Below are 20,119 nucleotides of genomic sequence, written 5' to 3'. Positions count from 1 at the left end.
TGATTGAATGTCCAACTTTGCTTTTTTAGAAAGTGAAAAACAATTTAACGAATTTACTGCAGCTTGCTTGGAGGCGGAGAAGAGCCTCCAAGTTAGCCCTGCTACGTGTGCTATTTTAAGTCGCCGTGCGTTAGAATTAGCTGTGAAATGGTTATATAAATCCGATGAGGAGTTGCATATGCCTTATCAAGATAACTTATCAAGCTTGATTCACGCGCGGTCATTTCGAGATATAATTGATCAAGATTTATTTCCATTGTTGAAATATATTATTAAATTAGGAAATGTGGCGGTGCATACCAATTCCAAAATCAGCCGTGAGGAAGCGGTTACTTCTCTGCGGAATCTTCATCAATTTATCGATTGGATTAGCTATTGCTATTCATTCAACCATCAAGAGAAAGTATTTGATGAGACGAATCTTTATGTTGGAAATCAACCAAGAAAACGGCCGGAAGAGTATCAAAATTTATACGATAAATTAAGCTCCAAAGATCAAAAGTTGGAAGAAATGATCCAACAAAATCTAGCCTTGCGTAAAGAATTAACAGAAAAACGAAAAGCGAACACAGAAAACTATGATTATCAAGTCGATCAACTATCCGAGCATAAAACGCGTAAACTATTTATCGACGTAGAGTTAAAACTTGCTGGTTGGGAGTTTGGCAAAAATGTTATTGAAGAATATCCGGTTACGGGAATGCCTAACGTAGCTCAAGCTGGTTCGATTGATTACGCTTTATTAGGCGATAATGGGAAACCAATTGCCATTGTGGAAGCGAAAAAAACATCGGTGGATATATATCGAGGAAAACAACAAGCGAAATTATATGCCGACTGTGTGGAAGTAATGCACGGACAACGACCAATCATTTTCTTTACCAATGGATTTGACACACGTATATGGGATGACACAGAATATCCTGAACGTAAAGTGTCTGGCTTTTATACAAAAGAAGATGTAGAAGTGTTGATATCGAGAAGAGAGCTAAAACGCCCGTTAAAAAATATTAATATCAATGACAATATTACGAATCGAGCATATCAGAAAGAGGCAATAACGAATGTCGTAGAGGCAATTAACAATAAAGAACGAGAAGCATTACTAGTGATGGCAACTGGTTCAGGAAAAACACGGACAGCTATTTCCATTGTTGATGTACTTATCCGTCATAATTGGGTGAAGAACATTCTCTTCTTAGCTGACAGGACGGCGCTTGTTAAACAGGCGAAAAAAGCTTTTAACGAATTGCTGCCTTCTCTAAGTCTATGTAATTTGCTAGACAACAAAGAAGATCCAGCGTTAAGTCGAATGGTGTTTTCTACATATCCAACCATGATGAATGCGATTGATAATATAAAAAAAAGAGATGGTCATCGACTGTTCACAGTTGGTCATTTTGATCTGATCATCATTGATGAAAGCCATCGCAGTATCTATCGAAAATATAAAGCAATCTTCGACTATTTTGACAGTCTGTTAATTGGTTTAACGGCAACACCGAAAGATGAAATCGATAAGAATACATACGATATATTCGGTTTAGAAACAGGTAACCCTACCTACGCCTATGAATTAAAACAAGCAGTGGATGATGGTTACCTTGTTGATTACTATTCTATTGAAGTCTCTTCGAAAATGATGGATGATGGTTTGCGTTATGACGATCTATCAGAAGAAGAAAAAGAAGCATTTGAGGAAACATTTGATGATGAAGTAGGGGACTATATTAGTAGTGATGCGATTAATAAATGGTTGTTTAATAATCAAACCGTTGACCATGTGCTCACCGATTTGATGGAAAAAGGAGTTAAAGTGGAAGGTGGAGATCGAATAGGAAAAACGATCATCTTTGCTAAAAATTCCAAACATGCGAAACATATCGTGGAAAGGTTTAACAAGCTTTATCCGCAATATAGTGGCAGTTACTGTAAACAAATCGATTACAGTGTGAATTATGTCGATACGTTAATTGATGATTTTGCTACCAAAGATAAGCCACCATATATTGCTGTATCTGTTGATATGTTGGACACAGGCATCGATATACCCGAAATAGTTAATCTAGTCTTTTTCAAAAAAGTACGCTCCAAGTCTAAGTTCTGGCAAATGATTGGTCGGGGAACTCGGTTGTGTCCAGATTTGTTTGGTCCAGGTAAAGATAAGGAATACTTTATCATCTTTGATTACTTACGCAATTTTGAGTTTTTCCGTGAAAATGCAAAGGGAGTGGAAGGTTCCGTTGTTGTTAGTCTAACGCAACGATTATTTGAGACGAAGCTTGATATAGTAAGACATTTACAACATATGGACTTCCAAGAAGAACCGTATATGTCGTTTCGCCAAGCATTAGTAGAAGAACTTCAAAAAGAAATTGCTTTGTTAAATGAAGAGCATTTTCAAGTACGCATGCAGCTTCGATATATCCATCAATTTAAAAATAAAGCGAATTGGGATTCGTTAACTGTGCAAAATGTAAACGATATAAAAGAACATATCGCACCACTCATTTTAGCAAATGAGGAGGAAGAAATGGCGAAGCGCTTTGATTTAGTCATGTATATGATTATGTTGGCGTATGTTACTGCAAGCCCAGCAACGAAACCCATTAACCGAGTTATAAATACAGCAGAAAGATTAAGTGAGTTAGGTACAATTCCACAAATTAAAGAAAATCGAGAAACGTTACAACAAGTACAGTCGGATGAATTTTGGCAAGAAGCAAATATGGTGGATTTGGATGAAGTACGACTAATTATGAGAGATTTAGTAAAATTCTTAGAAAAAGAACATCGTAAAGATTACTATACGAATTTCACAGATGAATTTCAAATCATCGCAGAAGGAAAAGGTAATTTTTACAGTACGAATAATTTACAAAACTATCGTAAAAAAGTGAGCCAATATTTAAAAGAACATCAAGATCAAATGGCTATTTATAAATTACATCATAATAAACCACTTACGAAGCAAGATGTCGAGCAGTTAGAGCATATTTTATGGAAAGAGCTAGGTACCAAAGAAGATTATGAAAAAGAGTTTGGCGAGACACCAATTACTAAATTAGTTCGTCAGACAGTTGGGCTCAATCGCCGTTCAGCTTTAGAAGCTTTTTCATCCTTTTTATCAGAAGAGAGATTGAATAGCAACCAAATAAAATTTGTTCATCAAATTATTGACTATATTGTTGCTAATGGTTATCTGGAGAAGAAAGTGTTACGAGAAGATCCATTTCGATCCCTTGGTAGCATTACAGAAATTTTTGAAGATAAAATGGAAGATGCGAAAGGAATCATTAACGTGATCGATAGCATTAATGCAAATAGTAACTTTACGGAAGGTGCTTAGTCGAAGGAGATTTCAAATAAAGTCGCAATTGTATATGGTCCATGATTAGGAGTTGTTATTAAAAGAGCAAAATGTTTTAATTTCAACTCCTTTTTTGTTTTTGGGAATTCAAGTTGCGGAACAGTAAACGGTAGTACCATTTTAGACGAGAATATAGGGAGGAGGTAAATTTTTGAATAGAGTGAAAACTAACAATAAAACTTACAATCTAGTATAATAAAGATAAAATGGGGAATGTAGGGGTTTTGCAAATGGACGAATATATGCAAGAAGTATATTATAAACCTTTTGGTGAAATAAATGTAACATATCGAGGGTTACTGTTCTTTGAAGGGAAGTTTCAGGAATATATTGCAACCAGAGTTAAACATAAATTTGCTGATACGGACTGGGTGAAAGGATTGGCAGAAGAAGCTGAAAAGGGCCTAATGGACACTGGGTTTACCGCAGAGAATTTGATAGATATTTTTACAAGTAGAGAAGTTGAAAATAGCTGGCGAATAGGAGAATACTTAGCAGAAAGTGTACTCGAAGATCGACGCGGTGCAAAATTTTATTATAATCACTCTAGAGATGCTAAAAATCCAATGGGAAATGATACTGGGGCGGATCTTGTTGGTATTTGTGATGTAGATGGGGAAACTGTTTTTTTATTTGGTGAAGTGAAAACATCTAGTGATAAAAGAAGACCACCGAACGTAGTATATGGTAAGACTGGGATGATTTATCAATTAGAAACGTTAAGGGATAAAGAAGAAAAACGAAATGATTTAGTTAAATGGATTTGGGGAAAAGCAACCATGATAAAAGGTGAATTTAAACAACGGTGTATTGCAGCTCTACATAATTATCACCAAAGTAAAAGAGAGAAAGTAAAATTAGTTGGCGTATTGGTAAGAGATACGGAGGTATCCGAGAAAGATTTACAGACTAGGGCTAAGACTATTAATAAAAATATACCGAATGAAATGGATATAGAATTGATTGGTATTTATAGTGGGTATAAAATGGATAATAATAATTGGATAAATGCGTTAAATCGGAGTGATTAACTATGAGTAGACAAGTGCCAAATCATTGGCTTTTAAAAACTTTATCAAATGATGAATGTAATAAAGCTATTGAAATAGCAGATCGGCAACTGGTTAGTGCTTCATTAGCAAATAGTTTTGTTTCTATAAATTCCGATGATAGTAGCGCTTTATCTGAGTCTGAAACTACTTTAATACAACATGTTCTTGACGTTTTGGAATTAGCGGTGATTGAACTACAAAATGAACAATTAACTAGTGATGAAGAGAAAAATACGTTTCACAAAATATGCCAGATTTCATTTATACTATTAAGGGCACTTCCGATGCCAGAATTGGATATTGATAAGATTAAATATATTTATAAGCTCATAACATATTCTTATCTTGGGCAGAGATGGCAAGATGGGAGAAGATTCTTAATAGAAAATGAGCAAGCTTGGTCAGTGAATGAAGATGAAATTAAATGGGATTTAAGGCTTTTTAAGAAAATATATACTGCATTCTTGTATCTTATTAGAAAGTTAAATTGGCAAGACTTACATAAAGCAAGTACTATAATTGTTGAACTTAGGGAAGAACAAAAAAGGTTTGAAAAGAGTTATTTAAATGAAGTTGAACCTGAGTATCTAAAGGGTAGTGCATTTGAATTAATCGGTTTATACCATTTAGCAAAGGCTGTTGATTTAACTGCAACATTTATGATTAATGGTAAACCAATGCAAATTAGGGAACAAATAGATTTTCATTTTGATAAAGCTTTGGAATCAGCTGAAGCAAGTTCTAATATGGAGATGAATGTAATATTAGTCTTATTAAAAAGCATGCTTCAACAAATGATATCTAACTCGATTTGGATGGTTACGCAAAGAGTTAATTCTCGTGTAAGTAAGTTTATTGAAACAATAACGAAGTCTAATAACCCTATTTTTGAGCTTTTATATCCGCAAAGGGCTGCTATTTTAGAAAAAGGTCTTTTAGATCCTGCTCATAAGGCTGTTATTGTAGATATGCCTACTTCTAGTGGGAAAACGGCTTTAGCTGAGTTTAGAATTCTTCAAGCATTAAACCAATTTACGGATGAGAATGGATGGGTAGCTTATATTGTACCAACAAGAGCTCTTGTAAACCAAATAACTAATAGGCTAAGACGAGATCTAAACCCTATTGGAGTAAGAGTAGATAAAGTGAGTGGTTCATTAGATGTTGACTTATTTGAAAATAATTTAATAAAACAGCATTCCAATAGCTTCGATGTCTTAGTTACAACTGCTGAAAAACTAAATTTATTGATTAGAAATGGAATGGAAGAAGATCTACAGAGACCTTTAGCGCTAGCAGTTGTTGATGAAGCTCATAATTTAGAAGATGAAAATAGGGGAATGAATTATGAAATTTTAATGGCAAATATTAAAAATGATTGCCCGAGAGCAAACTTTTTATTGTTAACTCCATTTATACCTAATAGTGCCGAAATCGCATCATGGTTAGATCCAGATAGTCCAAATGATATAAGTGTAGGTATTTCTTGGCAACCCAATGATCGATTGATTGGAGCAATATATCCTGAAGGAGAGAGGCGAGCGTGGAAAAATAAATATCAAACATTAATTACGGAGAGAGAAAGAATAAAGATAGAGGAAGTTATGGAAATCGGAAAAGGCACTCCTATTAATGAAACGAGGAGTAAATTAACAAAATCAAAGCTAGCTGTCGCAGCGACAAAACAACTTATAGATAGAAATGGGATTCTAGTAATATGTCAACAACCAAGATATTGTTGGAATGTAGCTAAAGAACTATCTAATTATCTTCCAAATATTGACCTTGATAAAGAGTTACGTTTAGTAAAAAAGTTCATTGAGGCAGAATTAGGGGAAAGCTTTGTTTTAAGTGGTTTAATCGATAAAGGTATCGGAGTACATCATTCCGGTATACCTGATGAAATAAGATTCTTAATGGAATCTCTAATGGAAAAAGGAAAGTTAAAAGTATTAGTAGCAACGACTACCATTGCACAAGGAATTAACTTTCCAGTATCTACTGTTATCATGGCGTCTTACGCCTATCCCTATAAAAAAATGCCGACAAAAGATTTCTGGAATTTAGTTGGTCGTTCAGGTAGAGCCGATCAAGGTACACTAGGGTTAGTAGGCATTGTTATAGGGAATAATAAGAGAGAAAAAGAGAAAGAACTCACTTTATTAAAGGCATACTTACAAAAATCTACAGAAGATTTGGTATCTACTTTGGTTGAAATGGTTAATGATCTGGAAAGATTAGGAGAAGATGATGATTTAGGTAGTTTGATTTATGTTGATTCCAGATGGTCTTCTTTTTTACAATATCTTGCCCACATGTATAATCAATCAAAAGAGTTAGGCAGCTTTAATGCAAATGTGGAGCTCTTTTTAAGAAGAACCTTTGGGTTTCATTCTATTGAACCTAATAAACGTAGAATGCTACTTCATCAGGTGCGAAAGTATGCGGAAAAGTTAGATAAAAACAAAGGGATCTCCACTTTATCTGATAGTACAGGTTTTTCACCAGAGGCTGTTAGTAGAGCAATCGGAGCTGTTAATGAATTAAATTTAACTAGAGATGCATGGAGTAACAGTAATATATTTTCTAGTAATGGTAACCTAAAAGATTTAATGGGAGTCATGTTAACAATACCTGAAATTAAAAGTAGTTTAAATGACATAAGTCCTGGTGGATTTACAGATGGTAGGTTTTTATCAGATATGATAAATGATTGGGTTTCCGGTAATACGCTTGATGATATTTCTAGTAAATATTTTGGCTCTTCAAACGAAGAAATGATTACAGAATGCTGCCGCGCAGTTTATTCCAAAATTGTTAATGCCGCATCATGGGGTATTTCGTCTTTATTAAAACTCCCAACGAACGGAATAGAATTTGATCATTTAAGTGAAGAGGAAAAGTTACAAGTTAAAAACTTACCTGCCATGATATATTATGGAGTAAATTCAAGTGAAGCTGTATTAATGCGATCTACGAATGTGCCAAGAAGTATAGCAACAGATATGGGGAGAATGTATATGGAAACCAACAAATTAACGGAGGCTTCATCTACAAGTGCAACTAACTGGATAGCTAGTCTTGAAGATGAAGAATGGGATAAAGTTTCTAAAGGTAAGAAACTCACGGGACAAGAATACAAGGATATTTGGCAGATCTTAAATGGTTAAAAGAAGATTAGATGAAAAAGGGGTAGTCATCACATCCTTAAGATGGCTACCTATATACTATACCACGGCAGAAATTCCTCGAACTATTCATTCAATTGAAGTGGTTTTTAAAGCAGGTGTAGTTATGAAATCGCTGGCTTTATACGAATAGTATGGCTATGTTTGGTAATCGCCCCATTATCATTAGTACTAAAAAATTTAATTTTAAAAACTTCTTAATATAACAGACAAAGTTATTTGTTAAATAGCTAGCGCTTTTACCCCAGGCAACAGAATAAATACCTCACGTCCCCTCACTAATTCTAGACATTCTCTACACAAAGCAACAAAATTGTAATAAATATCTCCTCTTTTCTCTTCAATTATATGATACAATTAATTGAGAATAATTATCATTATTAATAGTGTGCGTAATAGGAGGACGACATCATGAATCTCACAGATTTACAGCAAGGTAAAACAGCTGTCGTATCAGATGTTACAAAATTAAATGATATAGTAAAACAACGCTTAATTGATATGGGGCTCGTGGAAGGACAAGAGATTTGTTTGAAATGCACCATGCCGTTCGGAGGACCTGTCATGGTTGAAGTATGTGGACAATGTCTCGGTTTACGCCGCAAAGAGGCATCACGTATAGGGGTGAGCTAACATATGTCACAGTTTGCATTACTAGGAAACCCGAATACAGGTAAAACGTCCTTGTTTAATCATTTAACAGGTTCTTATGCATATGTAGGGAACTGGAGCGGTGTAACGATTGAAAAAAAGGTAGGAAAGCTTCGCCACCAAACAGATTTGCTTGTTGACTTGCCTGGCATATACTCTTTAAATCCGCTTTCTAAAGATGAAGAAGTGGTGACAGAATTTTTATTAACAGATGAATTTGAAAAAATATTAAATATTGTTGATGCCTCGCAACTAAAACGAAATCTACAGCTAACGATACAATTAATCGAATTTGGCAAGCCACTTATCGTAGGACTGAATATGGTAGATGTCGCGCAAACGCGAGGGATTCAAATCAATGAAAAGAAGCTAAGCGATATATTGGGTGTTCGTGTAGTTCCAATAATTGCTCGAACTGGTAAGGGCTGTGATCTTTTAACAAAGGAACTAACGAGCGATACAAGGAAAAAATCGCCGGGTACTCCTACTTTTAAAGTAGACTATGGGTTTTTAGAAGAAATCATTGAGCAAATGAGCGAGCTTCTTCCAGACGATGTGAACTTGAACAAAAGATGGATGGCTGTGCAATATTTAGAGGGCAATAAACGTTTCATATCCTATTTATCGCAGTATATGCCCAATACAGCTTTGCTGGAACAGATAAAGCAAGAAGTGGAAGAAGAACTGGTAAACCGCGGATATGCTCACTCTTTAAGACAATTCATCTATCATATGCGAGACCAAAACATTACGCATCTATTGGAACAAACTACAACAGTCACCTCGTCAACGAAAACGACTACGACGGATATGATTGATCGAATTGTAACAAACAAATTTCTTGGTTTGCCTATTTTCTTATTCTTTATGTATGTCGTGTTCATGTTGACGTTTGATTGGCTAGGAACACCGCTTTCGGATGTATTAGATGGCTTTATGTCTGGTCCATTAACCACTTGGACGGAGAATGGCTTGCATGCTATTGGTGCTTCTAACTTTATAAAGGATTTAATACTAAATGGAATTATTGCTGGTGTCGGCGGAGTGCTCGTGTTTGTTCCGCAAATTTTTATCATGTTTTTCCTGATTTCTTTTTTAGAGGATTCTGGTTACATGGCTCGGGTCGCTATGGTAATGGATCGCATCATGGAATCGATTGGACTGAACGGAAAAGCTTTTATTCCAATGATCATCGGCTTCGGATGTAATGTTCCGGGAATTATGGCAGCACGTACCATTGAACAACCAAAAGAAAGGCTGTTAACCATTTTGCTAACTCCTTTAATGTCTTGCTCAGCGCGGCTCCCTGTATATGCTTTATTCGTTGGTGCTTTTTTTGTGAATCATCGAGCATTAGTGGTCTTTTCTTTATATGTGCTTGGCATTGTCGTAGCTATGGTAATGGCAAGAATATTTTCTTTTTTATTTTTACAAAAGGAGAAGAGTGTGTTCGTTATTGAGTTGCCTCCGTACCGTGTACCACAGGCTTTAACGTTATGGAGAAGTACATGGGAAAAAGGGAAAGGATTTATCCGTAAAGCAGGGACGTTTATTTTTGCTGGGTCGGTTTTAATATGGGTACTAACTTATGCAGGACCGCACGGATTGAATGTGGAAATGGATGATAGTTTTCTGGCATTCATTGGTGGTGTGTTAGCACCTATTTTTGAACCATTAGGATTTGGAACATGGCAAGCAGCGGCTTCCTTACTGACAGGATTTCTAGCCAAAGAAGTCGTTGTGTCCACGATGAATATTATGTATCACGCGCCGGATACAGCGTCACTAACAGGCGTATTAAGCACGCAATATTCTGCGCTATCTGCATTGAGTTTCATGTCATTTATATTGCTGTATATCCCGTGCTTAGCGACGGTAGCTACGATTAGAAAAGAAACGGCTTCTAAAAAGTGGACCTATGTTTCCGTGATCTATTCCTTGGTTATTGCATATATCATTTCCCTTGTCATCTATCAAATTGGAGGACTATTCTTTTAAAAAAGGAGGCGCAATTCATGATTGTAAATATCTTCCTTGGTTTAATTATATTTGGTTATGCGGGTTGGATGATGTTTCGCCACATTAAAAAAAGCAAACAAGGAAAGTGTGCAGCTTGTCCGCTCAATAAGTCATGTAGCGGTTCTTGCTCTGAAACGGAATCTACTTCTATGACGGAGAAGAACTAGCTCCCCTTTTGGTGAGCGTAACGTTTTTACATGCATATAGTAAAAAGTGGAATGAACAGTTCAGAAATGTTCTGCTGCTGTCAAAAGAATATAGTGAAAAAAAGTCCTTATCTAAGATGAGGGCTTTTTGGTGTAAAATCTATGATTGTCTTAGTGCTTCTCCACCATTATTTTTGCTATAATGCTTGTAACTCTATAATTAATGTTTGTTTTTTGCTTATTATAAAATATAAATAGGAAGGAGGATTAGATTTGGAATGAAAGTAAAGTCATTTAAGTACCTACTTACTTCTATCTCTGTGCTCATTTTGGTTTATCATTTGATAAATATGTTTATTTTTTGGCCAGAAATTCCAGAACGTATAGCGATTCATTTCACAAAAGGGGAACCAGATAATTGGGGTTTGAAATACTTTTTACTAGTCATTCCGTTAATAGGATTATTTTTATGGTGGTTAATCGGTTTACTAACGAAGCATCCTGAAAAATTAAATTATATTAATTTAACGGAGAAAAACCGAGAGAAACAATATACTATGGCGAAGGAAATAATGATTCTAATGCAGAATTTATTGTTTATAATCTCCATATTCGCTAATGAGTCTCTTTTGAGATATGCAGCAGGAATGGAAAATGGTGTATTTATTTTCTTATCTCTATTTTTATTAGCAGTAATTTTGATATCCCTTTTTTTCAATCTAATTTGGGCGGCAACATTAAAAGAGTAGTATTGTTTCCTTCAGGCGTTTTTAAGATAATACCTTTTAAGCAAAAAAGCGCTGTTAGCAACAATATACATCAGACAAATTTAATAATCGCATGCTTTTTCTCTGCACTCCTCTTTTCTCTCAGGAAACCATTCACTAATTGAGGGATTTTCAATTCACCATTGAGAGTTACATGGAAGCCTGCTTTGTTATTTGCAATGCCTTCTATAGTTTAAGCCCCCATATCACTTTGAAATAGTTTTTCCAGTTCTATGGATTGAATGTTTTTGAAATTGTTTCTTAGGTAGCTTTCTGTTATCTGTTTTGCTTTTGCAGTAGTTTGCTCATCATAATCTTCTCCTAAACATCCCCTAATAGTATAATAATAAAAAAACAGAAGGAGTTATTAGAATTTTATTCGGAAAGATTACTCTTTCAGCTATATCCTCCTAAACAAATAAATCCAGATACCAACAAAAACCATTGGTACCTGGCTGGTATCTCCCTTATTTCGTATAATTATCAAAATAGCCTTGGATGTAAATAATCGGTGTTCCTTTGTCACCGCTACCTGATGTTAAGTCAGATAAGGACCCGATTAAGTCTGTCAGCTTTCTCGGCGTTGTTCCTTGTGTTTCCATGGAACCAACAAGATCTTCGCCTTTATTTTCAATATAGTTGTTAATCGCTTCTTGAAGTGCTTCTCCTTTTAAGTCGGCAAAATTATTATCCGCAAGATATTTTAATTTCACCTCGTTTGGCGTACCTTCAAGTCCAGATGTATAAGCAGGTGAGACGACAGGGTCAGCAAGCTCCCAAATTTTCCCTACAGGATCTTTAAATGCACCATCTCCGTATACCATCACTTCTACATTTTTCCCAGTCTTCTCCTTAAGCATCTGTTGAATTTTATCGACTACAGGTTGACAATTTCTAGGGAAAAGCTTAACGGTATCTTCAGTAGATTTATTAGACCCTAATAGTCCATATGCTTCATTATAGCCACTGCCATCGATAGAATTTTTTAAGATGTCATCCAGACTGTAAACTTTGTCAGCACCATGAGCTGTTAAAATTCTTTTCGTTCTACATCGTGAATGAATATCACAGCTGAGTACACTTTTCGTATAATCTAAAATGGTTTTTGGATCATTGGCGAAAATAACTTCACATTCAATGCCATACTCTTCCACAATGGATTTATAATAATCGATATAGTCAATACCAGTAAATGTGTGCTTTTGCTGACCAAAAAGGTCGCGGAATTGTTCTTCTGTTAACACATCTGTCCAAGGATTTACCCCTTTTTCATCCAGCATATCGAGATCTACTAAATGGTTTCCTACTTCATCAGAAGGGTAGTTCAGCATTAAGACAATTTTTTTAGCGCCTTTGGCAATACCACGTAGACAAATAGCAAAACGATTTCTGCTTAAAATAGGAAATATAACGCCAATGGTCTCGTCGCCAAATTTGACTTGAATATCTGTAGCAATATGGTCGATTGACGCATAATTCCCTTGCGCACGTGCTACGACGGATTCCGTAACTGTAACGATGTCCTTGTCATTTATTGGAAAACCTTCCACTTCGGAGGCGTTCAATACGCTATCGACAACAATTTCTTCAATATTGTCTCCTTCATTTATAATGGGGCAACGAAGTCCTCTAACAACTGTTCCGACTACTCTTTCCAATTTAATCGCTCCTTAAAGAATAACTAAAATAAAACATTCTATTAGTAATATACATGAATAAAGGGTAAGAAGTAAAACAAATGTATAGAAAGGTTTGTTAAAAAGCGAATGTTAAACAGAAAAAATGCTAGAATGATCGTGTTTATTGCCAATCTGCTTTCGAAAGGAATGAGTGTTTTGTTTGGAAAATCTGTAAGTTCATGCTAGAAAAGCTTAATTTGTCGCAAGTGCCAGTTTTTATGGCGAAAGCTCGTTTTTTGTACTTGAAGCATTGTTGTAAAACCATCTTATAGGTGTTTGTTTTGTATGTATGAGTTATTTTGGCTATTACAGGCTAAAGATGTGGGGGCTTATGGTTAAATCTTTATTTTTTCTTTTATGTTAGATCCTATAGTAAGAAAAAATTGGTTCTCTCCAATTCTTATGAATAAAGTCTTCATCTTTTTACACTATAAACCAAACTATAGTGCAAAAAAGCTGCAGCTAATAAGCAGGCTGCTTATTGCCACAGCTTTCAAAAGATTAATAGAGTCCGTCTTTTTCTTCTTTCATGCTAATGAAAATATTTTTGGTTTGGGTATATGCGTCGAGTATACTTTTATATGTTTCACGACCAATACCTGATTTTTTATAACCGCCAAATGGAGCGCCAGCGGAGAAGTTCGTATATTGGTTCACCCACATGCGACCTGTCTCTACTTTACGAGATACACGCAAGGCAGTATTTAAATCTCTTGTCCATACGCCGCCACCAAGACCGTATTCGGAGTCATTGGCTAAACGGATCGCTTCTTCTTCGGTTTTAAATTTAATCACTGTAGCAACAGGTCCAAAGATTTCCTCTTGGGAGATACGCATATTGTTATCTGCATCAGTAAGAATAGTTGGTGCCATGAAAACGCCATTTTCCATACCATTCTCTTTTATTTGGTAACCACCTGTAATGAGTTTAGCACCTTCTTGCTGGCCAATTTCAACATATTGTAAAATTTTATCTAGCTGTTTTTGGTTGATTTGTGCGCCCATTTGCACGCCATCTTCCCAAGGTAGTCCAACTTTAATATTTTCAAATGCTTCTTTTAATTCACTGACAAATTTATCATAAATGCCTTCTTGAACGAAAATACGAGATCCAGCGCTACATACTTGTCCTTGGTTAAATAAAATGCCGGATTGTGCCCCTTCAATGGCTCGTTCCCATGGCGCATCATTAAAGAAAATATTGGCCGACTTTCCACCTAGCTCTAATGTCGATGGCACTAAACGGTCAGCGGCTGCTTTGGCTACGGTATATCCAACTTCTGTTGATCCTGTAAAGGCTAATTTGCTAATACCTTCGTGGTGTAGCATATAATCACCCGAATCAGCACCTCTACCTGTAATCACATTGACGACGCCTGCTGGTAACACTTGGTCTAGTAACTTCGCCAATTCTAATAAACTAAGTGACGTAGAGGAAGACGGATGAATAATGACCGTGTTCCCTGCAGCAATAGCTGGCGCAATTTTCCAAGCCGCCATTAGTAATGGGAAGTTCCATGGGATAATTTGGCCTACGACTCCAATTGGTTCTTTTAGTGTTAACGTTAATGTATCATTATCTAGCTCTTTCGCAGTTCCTTCTTCAGAACGAATAACGCCAGCGAAATAGCGGAAATGGTCAGCGCATAATGGAACATCAGCACCGCGTGATTCTCTAATTGGTTTACCATTATCTAATGTCTCCACCATGGCTAGATGGTCTGCGTTTTTGTCTATCAAATCAGCAATTTGTAGAAGTAATTTGCTTCTTTCTTCAATGCTAATGGTTTTCCAAGATTGAAATGCTCTTGTCGCTGCTTCTACTGCTGCATCGACATCGGCGTGTGTTGCATCAACAATTTCAGAGAGTTTTTCGCCTGTACTAGGACTATAGCTTGCTAGTTTTCTTCCCTCGGTGCCTTCTGTCCACTTGCCATCAATATATAATTTATAAGATGGATCAATAAGTTGTTTTGTGTTCACTTTGCTGTTCATGACTGCTTACTCCCTCTCTCTTGTAAAATACTTACTTATATTAGCTATTGTACTTGGGATTGAAACGGTTTACAAAGAAACAGCTTACGAGAAAGAAAGTGATAGATATAATATGGGGTAATGCCCTCTCTATGCGGAATGGAGTTTTAAACTCGTATAAAATATAGGGCGCAGTGTGATAAAACAAGCGTATTGCCAAAGAAAAGAATGAAAAAAAGGGCAATTCGTCCATATATCCCTCTTATATTTAATTATCCAATTCTCTATAAGAAAGCATAAAGGTTTTATGAATTATAGTATGGGAAAAAACAAAAGCTGACAGCCAAGTTGGTCTAAGGAATGTTTTCTGTTGGAAAATGTTGTATATTTAAAAAGACAGTAGCACCTAATTGTCATGGAGGAAAGAGAGGTTCCTATTTGATGGTATATGAAGGAATGGACCCGTTTTTATTATAACTAGTCATCATACCTTTTATTGTTATATCCCTGGGGCTATTAGTGGCATGGATAACTAAAAAAATTATGCTAGGAGTTATTACTACATTATTAGCAAACATTTTATTGGAGTTGATACTATATGGAGCTAATTTATCTAGCTGGAATATTATTTTTCCTATAGTCACACTAATTATTTCCTTACTTCTAATCATGAAACGTAGGGAATGAAATAGAAAAGACGCAATGGATGCATGGTAACTTATTACTGTATGTGTGCAAAATTATATATAAGTAGGTGTTGCAATGGATCAAAAATTAATTGCTGAAGTTTATAGACTTGGATTACTCATTCACTTTTTTACTGTGGAGGAGGTTATTCATTGGGTGGATCATTACATTGAAAAAAATGGATATATCCTTTTCAGTGGCATTGGTTTTAAAGGCACGCCAAGAAAAAACAGCTCTAATAGAAGAGCTGTTGCCTTACATCATCCCTTTTTCTAATTCTATTCACCTTTTCACTTCATAATGCAATTCAACAAATTGATTAAATCGCTTCGTTTTTTTCAAGAAAAGATCTAATTGGTAATCGCCTTTTTTAAATAATGGAATTCCATTACCTAAAATAGTTGGGGCAACGGTTAGGATAAGTTCGTCTAGCAGTTTTTCTTGTAGAAAAGTATGCAATAATTCTCCTCCACCCACAATCCAAACGTCTTTTCCTTCTCCGTGTTTTAAGTGCTGAATAAAATCAGACACATCGTCAGACACAAACTTCACGTTGTCCATATCCGTAACAGAAGACCTCGTAAATACATAGCTTTGCTTATTCTTATACGGAAATTCTTGCATGCCTTGTTCCATAATCCAATCATAGGTTCTTTTCCCCATTAAAACGGTATCAACGGTTTCATAAAACGCCGCAAATCCGTTATCTCCTTCACCATCTACTTGAAATAACCACTCCAGAGAATCGTCTTTCGTGGCAATGTATCCATCTAAGCTTGCGGCGATAAATAATACGACATTTCGATGCTGCTTCACATTCATTCTCCTTTCCGTAGCTGTAGATTAAGTATATACTTTAAGTATGACATCTTTTGTCATATTTATATTATAAATTGTTTTTTAACCTAAGGGACTGATGTCATGCGAGCAGATCGATTAATGACGATTATGATTTTGTTGCAAAATAGAGGGAAAATGACGGCGAGGGATTTAGCTAGTGAATTAGAAGTTTCCGTTAGAACGATTCTAAGAGATATGGACGCATTAAGTACTGCGGGGATTCCTGTTGTATCGGAAAAGGGGAAGGAGGGAGGATGGCGTCTGTTAGATAACTTTCGCAGTACCTTAAGTGGCTTACATATAGATGACATGAAATCCCTATTTCTCTTCCCTTCAGGAAAATTACTTGAGGATTTAGGGTTAAATAGCCAAGCATTAGATACGAGGGAAAAATTATTTGCAGCCATACCAAATACGTATCGTAACGAAGCGCAAACCATGTGGGAAAGAATTCACATCGATGCGAGCACTTGGCGACAATCCGAGGGAAAAGTGGGCGCTCTTAAAATTGTTCAACAAGCTGTTTGGGAAAGTAAAAAGTTACGCATGCATTATGAACAAGCTAATGGTGAACGAAAAGAAAGATTAGTTGAGCCATTAGGGTTGGTGGCGAAAGGGAGTAACTGGTATCTAGTCGCATTAAGAAATGGAGAGCTACGTAATTATAGGATTTCACGCATACACCATGCGAAGGTGGAAGAGGAAGCTTTTGATAGACCACAGGATTTTAACTTAGCGGCATATTGGGAACAGTCAAAAACAGATTTTATTCAAAACCTACCTAAGTATGATGTGCAAGTAAAAGTAGACCCAGAAATAATGAAGCGGCTTCAGTTTACAGGTAAGTTTGTTCAAGTTATAGAAACTGAGCATCAACGTGATGGTCAACAGATAGCAGCGACTGTACGTTTTCATGATGAGCAAGAGGCGATTGAATTTCTATTAGGGTTTGGAAATAAACTGAAGGTGATTTCGCCAAAGGACCTTCCAAATAAAATCGTAGCGCTTGCTAAGTCTGTTATTGAATACTATCAAAGTGTCGAATAGGTTTGCTCTATGGATTGTTCAAGAATGAGGGTAACGATTACTGTGTTAGGTGATTTTTGACTATTTTTCGTGTTAAAATGAGGCAAATATAAAAATAAGGGCGTGTATGATGATGACGAAACATAAGATTTATACGATGCGTTTCGCCAGTGTTTATCCGCATTATGTAACGAAAGCAGAGAAAAAAGGACGTAGTAAAGCAGAAGTTGATGAGGTCATTCGGTGGTTAACAGGATATAACCAAGAAGAGTTAGAGGCACAACTGGAAAAACAGACTGATTTTGAGACCTTTTTTGCGCAAGCTCCGCAATTAAATCCTTCACGAGTTTTCATTAAAGGAGTTATTTGTGGCGTTCGAGTGGAGGACATTGAAGAACCGACGATGCAGGAAATTCGCTATTTGGATAAACTGATTGATGAATTAGCCAAGGGAAAAGCGATGGAGAAAATATTGCGTAAATAATGAGGTGTAATGGAAATTTGAGCAAAACCTAATTCCTAAACATAAATACTTATTTAAAACAATTACTCCATTCATTAAAGCGGTTTCTTAGTAACAAATCCATTTATTTGAAAGGAAGATTATCATGAATGTAACCACAGATCAGCTAATGAAGACTGTGAACACAGATGATACGCGAATGCAAGTAAAGCCTGTGCCGGGAAAAGACGAGTCAGGTCATATCGACCCACGTACGCTTGAAGAGCTAAGTATGACTGGAGAGGAATCGTCTTCAGAAGAAAAAACGAGTGAACCTACAGTCGAGATGATGCGTGCTGGAATCGGATGGTCCAACGCCAAAGATATTACTACAAATGAATTAATGATAGAAGACACGGAATTTGCGGGTATCCCTGTTCGAACATATGTAAAAAAAGATATAGCAAATGACGTATTACCAGCCATCATTTTCTATCATGGGGGAGGTTTTTTTGGTGGTTCTTTAAATAATGTTGATTTACCATGTAGACGGTTAGCAGATTTGGCGGAGGTACGTGTTTTCTCTGTAGAATATGGCTTAGCACCAGAACACCCCTACCCAGAAGCTGTTATAAACGCACATCAATCAGTCGTTTATATTCATCATCACCACGAGGAATTAAAAGTAAATGCAAATCATATCAACGTCATGGGCGATTCAGCTGGGGGAAATTTAACGTATGTCGTTTCCTTATTAGATCGATTATATGGTACGAACTATATTAACTATGCCGTTTCCATATATCCCGTTGTATATCAAGGGAAAAATGAAGCGTTATTAAATCGTTTTTATGACTTATCTGCAATTCATGCACATGAACATAAAGACTTGGTGCATAAGCATATAAAAGGATTTATGCATTTCTTTCATTTTATTGATCAATGGTATATTCAAGGTGCGGATGCAGAAAGCTGGATGATTTCACCGTATAATGTGGAGGGAAATTTACTAAAAAACATGCCACGAACTTTATATATTGCTGGGGAATATGACGCACTACGCCTTCAAGGAGACGCGTTTTATGAAAAAGCAAAACAAGCAGGCGCAGATGTGTATTGCCTACGCTATAACGGAATGATTCACGCATTTATGGATAAGGTCGGTGACTATGTCCAAGCAGACGATTGTCTAAAAGAGTCCGTGAAGTTTATCTTAGAAGAAGCGGAATAAATGGATAGGATAATGATTCAGCTAGTTTTTACAGGATTTACTCTGAAAAGCATTATATAAGCTTTTCATACAAGCAGCATTGGCCCTGACCCTGACTCGTCGAAAGGGCCGATGCAATGTTGTGCGTTTATTTCGTCAAATACGGTCATACCTTTTCCACAAATTAATCTACTGACTATTTCAATGCCCTCCAAACTGCCCATCTATCTTTTTCAACGATGCTTTTATCTGTTGTTATTAACGTATTAATATATTTTGTTAAATACTTCAATTCTTTGTTGTTTAGTTCATGTAAAATGCTTCTTCCTGTTCTAATTTTCATGCATTTTTCTTATTTCCCAGAACTTCACTTGCTTGATATCCTTAAAACCTGTTGCCTTTAACATACTAATTACAACTTGGCTGTTGTGCCTACGATTAATTTCCTTTTTGGTTAGTTTTGGAAAGCATTCAAAGAAATATCCTCTAATATGGTTATCATTACCTTCAAGCAAACAATCTTCAGGGGTGCGATCTTGAATAATATAAAAACCGTTATCTTTCAGAACCCTGTAAGCTTCTTTAAAACAACTTTGCAAGTCTTTAATATGATGTATGAGTGCTCTTTCAAGAACGAAGTCAAAGCTGTTAGTATCTAAACCTGTTTCTAAAGCATTGCCATACTGAAATGAAATATTATTGTATTCCTTACAATTTTCTCTAGCCCCTTCAAGCATGGCCTTGGAAAAATCTACACCAGTGACAGAGCTTATACCAATGTCCGCCATTGCCTTAGAATAAATTCCTCCACCGCATCCAATATCTGCAGCCTTTGAAATCTCTCTGATGGATATAAGTTTGTTTATTGTTCTAATCCATGAATTGTCAGCTCTCCGTGTTGTATAAGTAATACGATTTCTTTGGTTATGAAAGTTAATCCCCATTAGCAGTCATCCTCTCGAAACCTTCCCAGCTTTCTGTCTAAAATAATTATATCTAGAATTAAATATAATTAAAAATGCTATTTTTTAATACAAAGTCATAATTCATATTTATCGACCCTTATTT

Annotated in this window: 16 protein-coding genes and 1 pseudogene; 13 read left to right on the top strand and 4 right to left on the bottom strand. The window is 36.1% G+C overall.

All coding sequences use genetic code 11. The features are described 5' to 3' along the window. Positions 1 to 7: 7 nt before the first annotated feature. The 7 genes from B2C77_RS00895 (at position 8) to B2C77_RS00865 (ending at position 11,175) form a co-directional block, all read left to right on the top strand. A complete protein-coding gene (locus tag B2C77_RS00895; RefSeq protein ID WP_077701904.1) occupies positions 8 to 3,349 on the top strand; it encodes a DEAD/DEAH box helicase family protein in 3,342 nt (1,113 codons plus the stop codon). A gap of 251 nt (positions 3,350 to 3,600) precedes the next feature. Beyond that, positions 3,601 to 4,401, top strand: a complete 801-nt coding sequence (locus tag B2C77_RS00890) for a hypothetical protein (RefSeq protein WP_077701903.1) — start codon at positions 3,601 to 3,603, stop codon at positions 4,399 to 4,401. A gap of 2 nt (positions 4,402 to 4,403) precedes the next feature. Then, a complete protein-coding gene (locus tag B2C77_RS00885; protein ID WP_077701902.1) occupies positions 4,404 to 7,592 on the top strand; it encodes a DEAD/DEAH box helicase in 3,189 nt (1,062 codons plus the stop codon). A 429-nt stretch (positions 7,593 to 8,021) separates the two neighbouring features. Continuing rightward, on the top strand, positions 8,022 to 8,243 hold the full coding sequence (locus B2C77_RS00880; protein WP_077701901.1) for a FeoA family protein: 222 nt from the start codon (positions 8,022 to 8,024) through the stop codon (positions 8,241 to 8,243). Between the two features lie 3 nt (positions 8,244 to 8,246). After that, positions 8,247 to 10,259, top strand: a complete 2,013-nt coding sequence (gene feoB, locus B2C77_RS00875) for a ferrous iron transport protein B (protein WP_077701900.1) — start codon at positions 8,247 to 8,249, stop codon at positions 10,257 to 10,259. Positions 10,260 to 10,276: 17 nt separating this feature from the next. Next, the gene (locus B2C77_RS00870; RefSeq protein WP_077701899.1) at positions 10,277 to 10,447 is read left to right on the top strand and encodes a FeoB-associated Cys-rich membrane protein; all 171 of its coding nucleotides are present in this window, start codon (positions 10,277 to 10,279) and stop codon (positions 10,445 to 10,447) included. Between the two features lie 257 nt (positions 10,448 to 10,704). Then, positions 10,705 to 11,175 carry a DUF1648 domain-containing protein gene (locus tag B2C77_RS00865; RefSeq protein WP_077701898.1) on the top strand — a complete coding sequence of 157 codons (471 nt, stop codon included), beginning with the start codon at positions 10,705 to 10,707 and terminating at the stop codon, positions 11,173 to 11,175. A 485-nt stretch (positions 11,176 to 11,660) separates the two neighbouring features. Here the strand turns inward: B2C77_RS00865 and B2C77_RS00860 are convergent, their stop codons facing one another. Both B2C77_RS00860 and B2C77_RS00855 read right to left on the bottom strand, forming a co-directional pair. After that, a complete protein-coding gene (locus B2C77_RS00860; protein WP_077701897.1) occupies positions 11,661 to 12,851 on the bottom strand; it encodes a coenzyme F420-0:L-glutamate ligase in 1,191 nt (396 codons plus the stop codon). 522 nt (positions 12,852 to 13,373) lie between these two features. Beyond that, positions 13,374 to 14,867, bottom strand: coding sequence for an aldehyde dehydrogenase family protein (locus B2C77_RS00855; protein WP_077701896.1), 1,494 nt, complete (start codon positions 14,865 to 14,867; stop codon positions 13,374 to 13,376). Between B2C77_RS00855 and B2C77_RS22275 the strand changes: the two genes are divergently transcribed. From B2C77_RS22275 to B2C77_RS00845, 3 genes are all read left to right on the top strand, one after another. Further along, positions 14,866 to 14,988 (top strand): hypothetical protein, encoded by a 123-nt coding sequence (locus tag B2C77_RS22275; protein ID WP_303046171.1) that lies wholly within the window; start codon positions 14,866 to 14,868, stop codon positions 14,986 to 14,988. The two genes, B2C77_RS00855 and B2C77_RS22275, sit on opposite strands and share 2 nt — an antisense overlap. Positions 14,989 to 15,329: 341 nt before the next feature. Beyond that, a complete protein-coding gene (locus tag B2C77_RS22655) occupies positions 15,330 to 15,533 on the top strand; it encodes a DUF2651 family protein (protein WP_497012653.1) in 204 nt (67 codons plus the stop codon). A 75-nt stretch (positions 15,534 to 15,608) separates the two neighbouring features. Further along, positions 15,609 to 15,809 carry a hypothetical protein gene (locus tag B2C77_RS00845; protein ID WP_077701894.1) on the top strand — a complete coding sequence of 67 codons (201 nt, stop codon included), beginning with the start codon at positions 15,609 to 15,611 and terminating at the stop codon, positions 15,807 to 15,809. Between the two features lie 6 nt (positions 15,810 to 15,815). Here the strand turns inward: B2C77_RS00845 and B2C77_RS00840 are convergent, their stop codons facing one another. After that, entirely contained in the window at positions 15,816 to 16,349 is a 534-nt protein-coding gene (locus B2C77_RS00840; RefSeq protein ID WP_101933167.1) for a dihydrofolate reductase family protein, read from the bottom strand. 105 nt (positions 16,350 to 16,454) lie between these two features. Between B2C77_RS00840 and B2C77_RS00835 the strand changes: the two genes are divergently transcribed. The 3 genes from B2C77_RS00835 (at position 16,455) to B2C77_RS00825 (ending at position 19,072) form a co-directional block, all read left to right on the top strand. Further along, on the top strand, positions 16,455 to 17,420 hold the full coding sequence (locus B2C77_RS00835; RefSeq protein ID WP_077701892.1) for a helix-turn-helix transcriptional regulator: 966 nt from the start codon (positions 16,455 to 16,457) through the stop codon (positions 17,418 to 17,420). Positions 17,421 to 17,532: 112 nt separating this feature from the next. Beyond that, entirely contained in the window at positions 17,533 to 17,883 is a 351-nt protein-coding gene (locus B2C77_RS00830) for a DUF2200 domain-containing protein (RefSeq protein WP_077702141.1), read from the top strand. A gap of 124 nt (positions 17,884 to 18,007) precedes the next feature. Next, on the top strand, positions 18,008 to 19,072 hold the full coding sequence (locus B2C77_RS00825; protein ID WP_077701891.1) for an alpha/beta hydrolase: 1,065 nt from the start codon (positions 18,008 to 18,010) through the stop codon (positions 19,070 to 19,072). Between the two features lie 175 nt (positions 19,073 to 19,247). On the opposite strand, the pseudogene B2C77_RS00820 reads toward B2C77_RS00825, so the two are convergent. Next, positions 19,248 to 19,995, bottom strand: a pseudogene (locus tag B2C77_RS00820) (class I SAM-dependent methyltransferase). Between the last annotated feature and the right edge of the window lie 124 nt (positions 19,996 to 20,119).

The organism is Virgibacillus dokdonensis, from assembly GCF_900166595.1.
GTDB classification, from domain to species: domain Bacteria; phylum Bacillota; class Bacilli; order Bacillales; family Amphibacillaceae; genus Virgibacillus; species Virgibacillus dokdonensis.
The sequence above is the reverse complement of the archived record's forward strand: the minus strand, read 5'-3'. Positions and strand labels throughout refer to the sequence as shown.

Excerpts from the sequence above, each read along its gene's own strand:
- B2C77_RS00830 (WP_077702141.1), top strand. The coding sequence starts at position 17,533 with ATGACGAAACATAAGATTTATACGATGCGTTTCGCCAGTGTTTATCCG.
- B2C77_RS00845 (WP_077701894.1), top strand. The coding sequence starts at position 15,609 with ATGGATCAAAAATTAATTGCTGAAGTTTATAGACTTGGATTACTCATT.
- B2C77_RS00870 (WP_077701899.1), top strand. The coding sequence starts at position 10,277 with ATGATTGTAAATATCTTCCTTGGTTTAATTATATTTGGTTATGCGGGT.
- B2C77_RS00835 (WP_077701892.1), top strand. The coding sequence starts at position 16,455 with ATGCGAGCAGATCGATTAATGACGATTATGATTTTGTTGCAAAATAGA.
- B2C77_RS00855 (WP_077701896.1), bottom strand. The coding sequence starts at position 14,867 with ATGAACAGCAAAGTGAACACAAAACAACTTATTGATCCATCTTATAAA.
- B2C77_RS00895 (WP_077701904.1), top strand. The coding sequence starts at position 8 with ATGTCCAACTTTGCTTTTTTAGAAAGTGAAAAACAATTTAACGAATTT.
- B2C77_RS00865 (WP_077701898.1), top strand. The coding sequence starts at position 10,705 with ATGAAAGTAAAGTCATTTAAGTACCTACTTACTTCTATCTCTGTGCTC.
- B2C77_RS00825 (WP_077701891.1), top strand. The coding sequence starts at position 18,008 with ATGAATGTAACCACAGATCAGCTAATGAAGACTGTGAACACAGATGAT.
- B2C77_RS00880 (WP_077701901.1), top strand. The coding sequence starts at position 8,022 with ATGAATCTCACAGATTTACAGCAAGGTAAAACAGCTGTCGTATCAGAT.
- feoB (WP_077701900.1), top strand. The coding sequence starts at position 8,247 with ATGTCACAGTTTGCATTACTAGGAAACCCGAATACAGGTAAAACGTCC.
- B2C77_RS22275 (WP_303046171.1), top strand. The coding sequence starts at position 14,866 with ATGACTGCTTACTCCCTCTCTCTTGTAAAATACTTACTTATATTAGCT.
- B2C77_RS00885 (WP_077701902.1), top strand. The coding sequence starts at position 4,404 with ATGAGTAGACAAGTGCCAAATCATTGGCTTTTAAAAACTTTATCAAAT.
- B2C77_RS00890 (WP_077701903.1), top strand. The coding sequence starts at position 3,601 with ATGGACGAATATATGCAAGAAGTATATTATAAACCTTTTGGTGAAATA.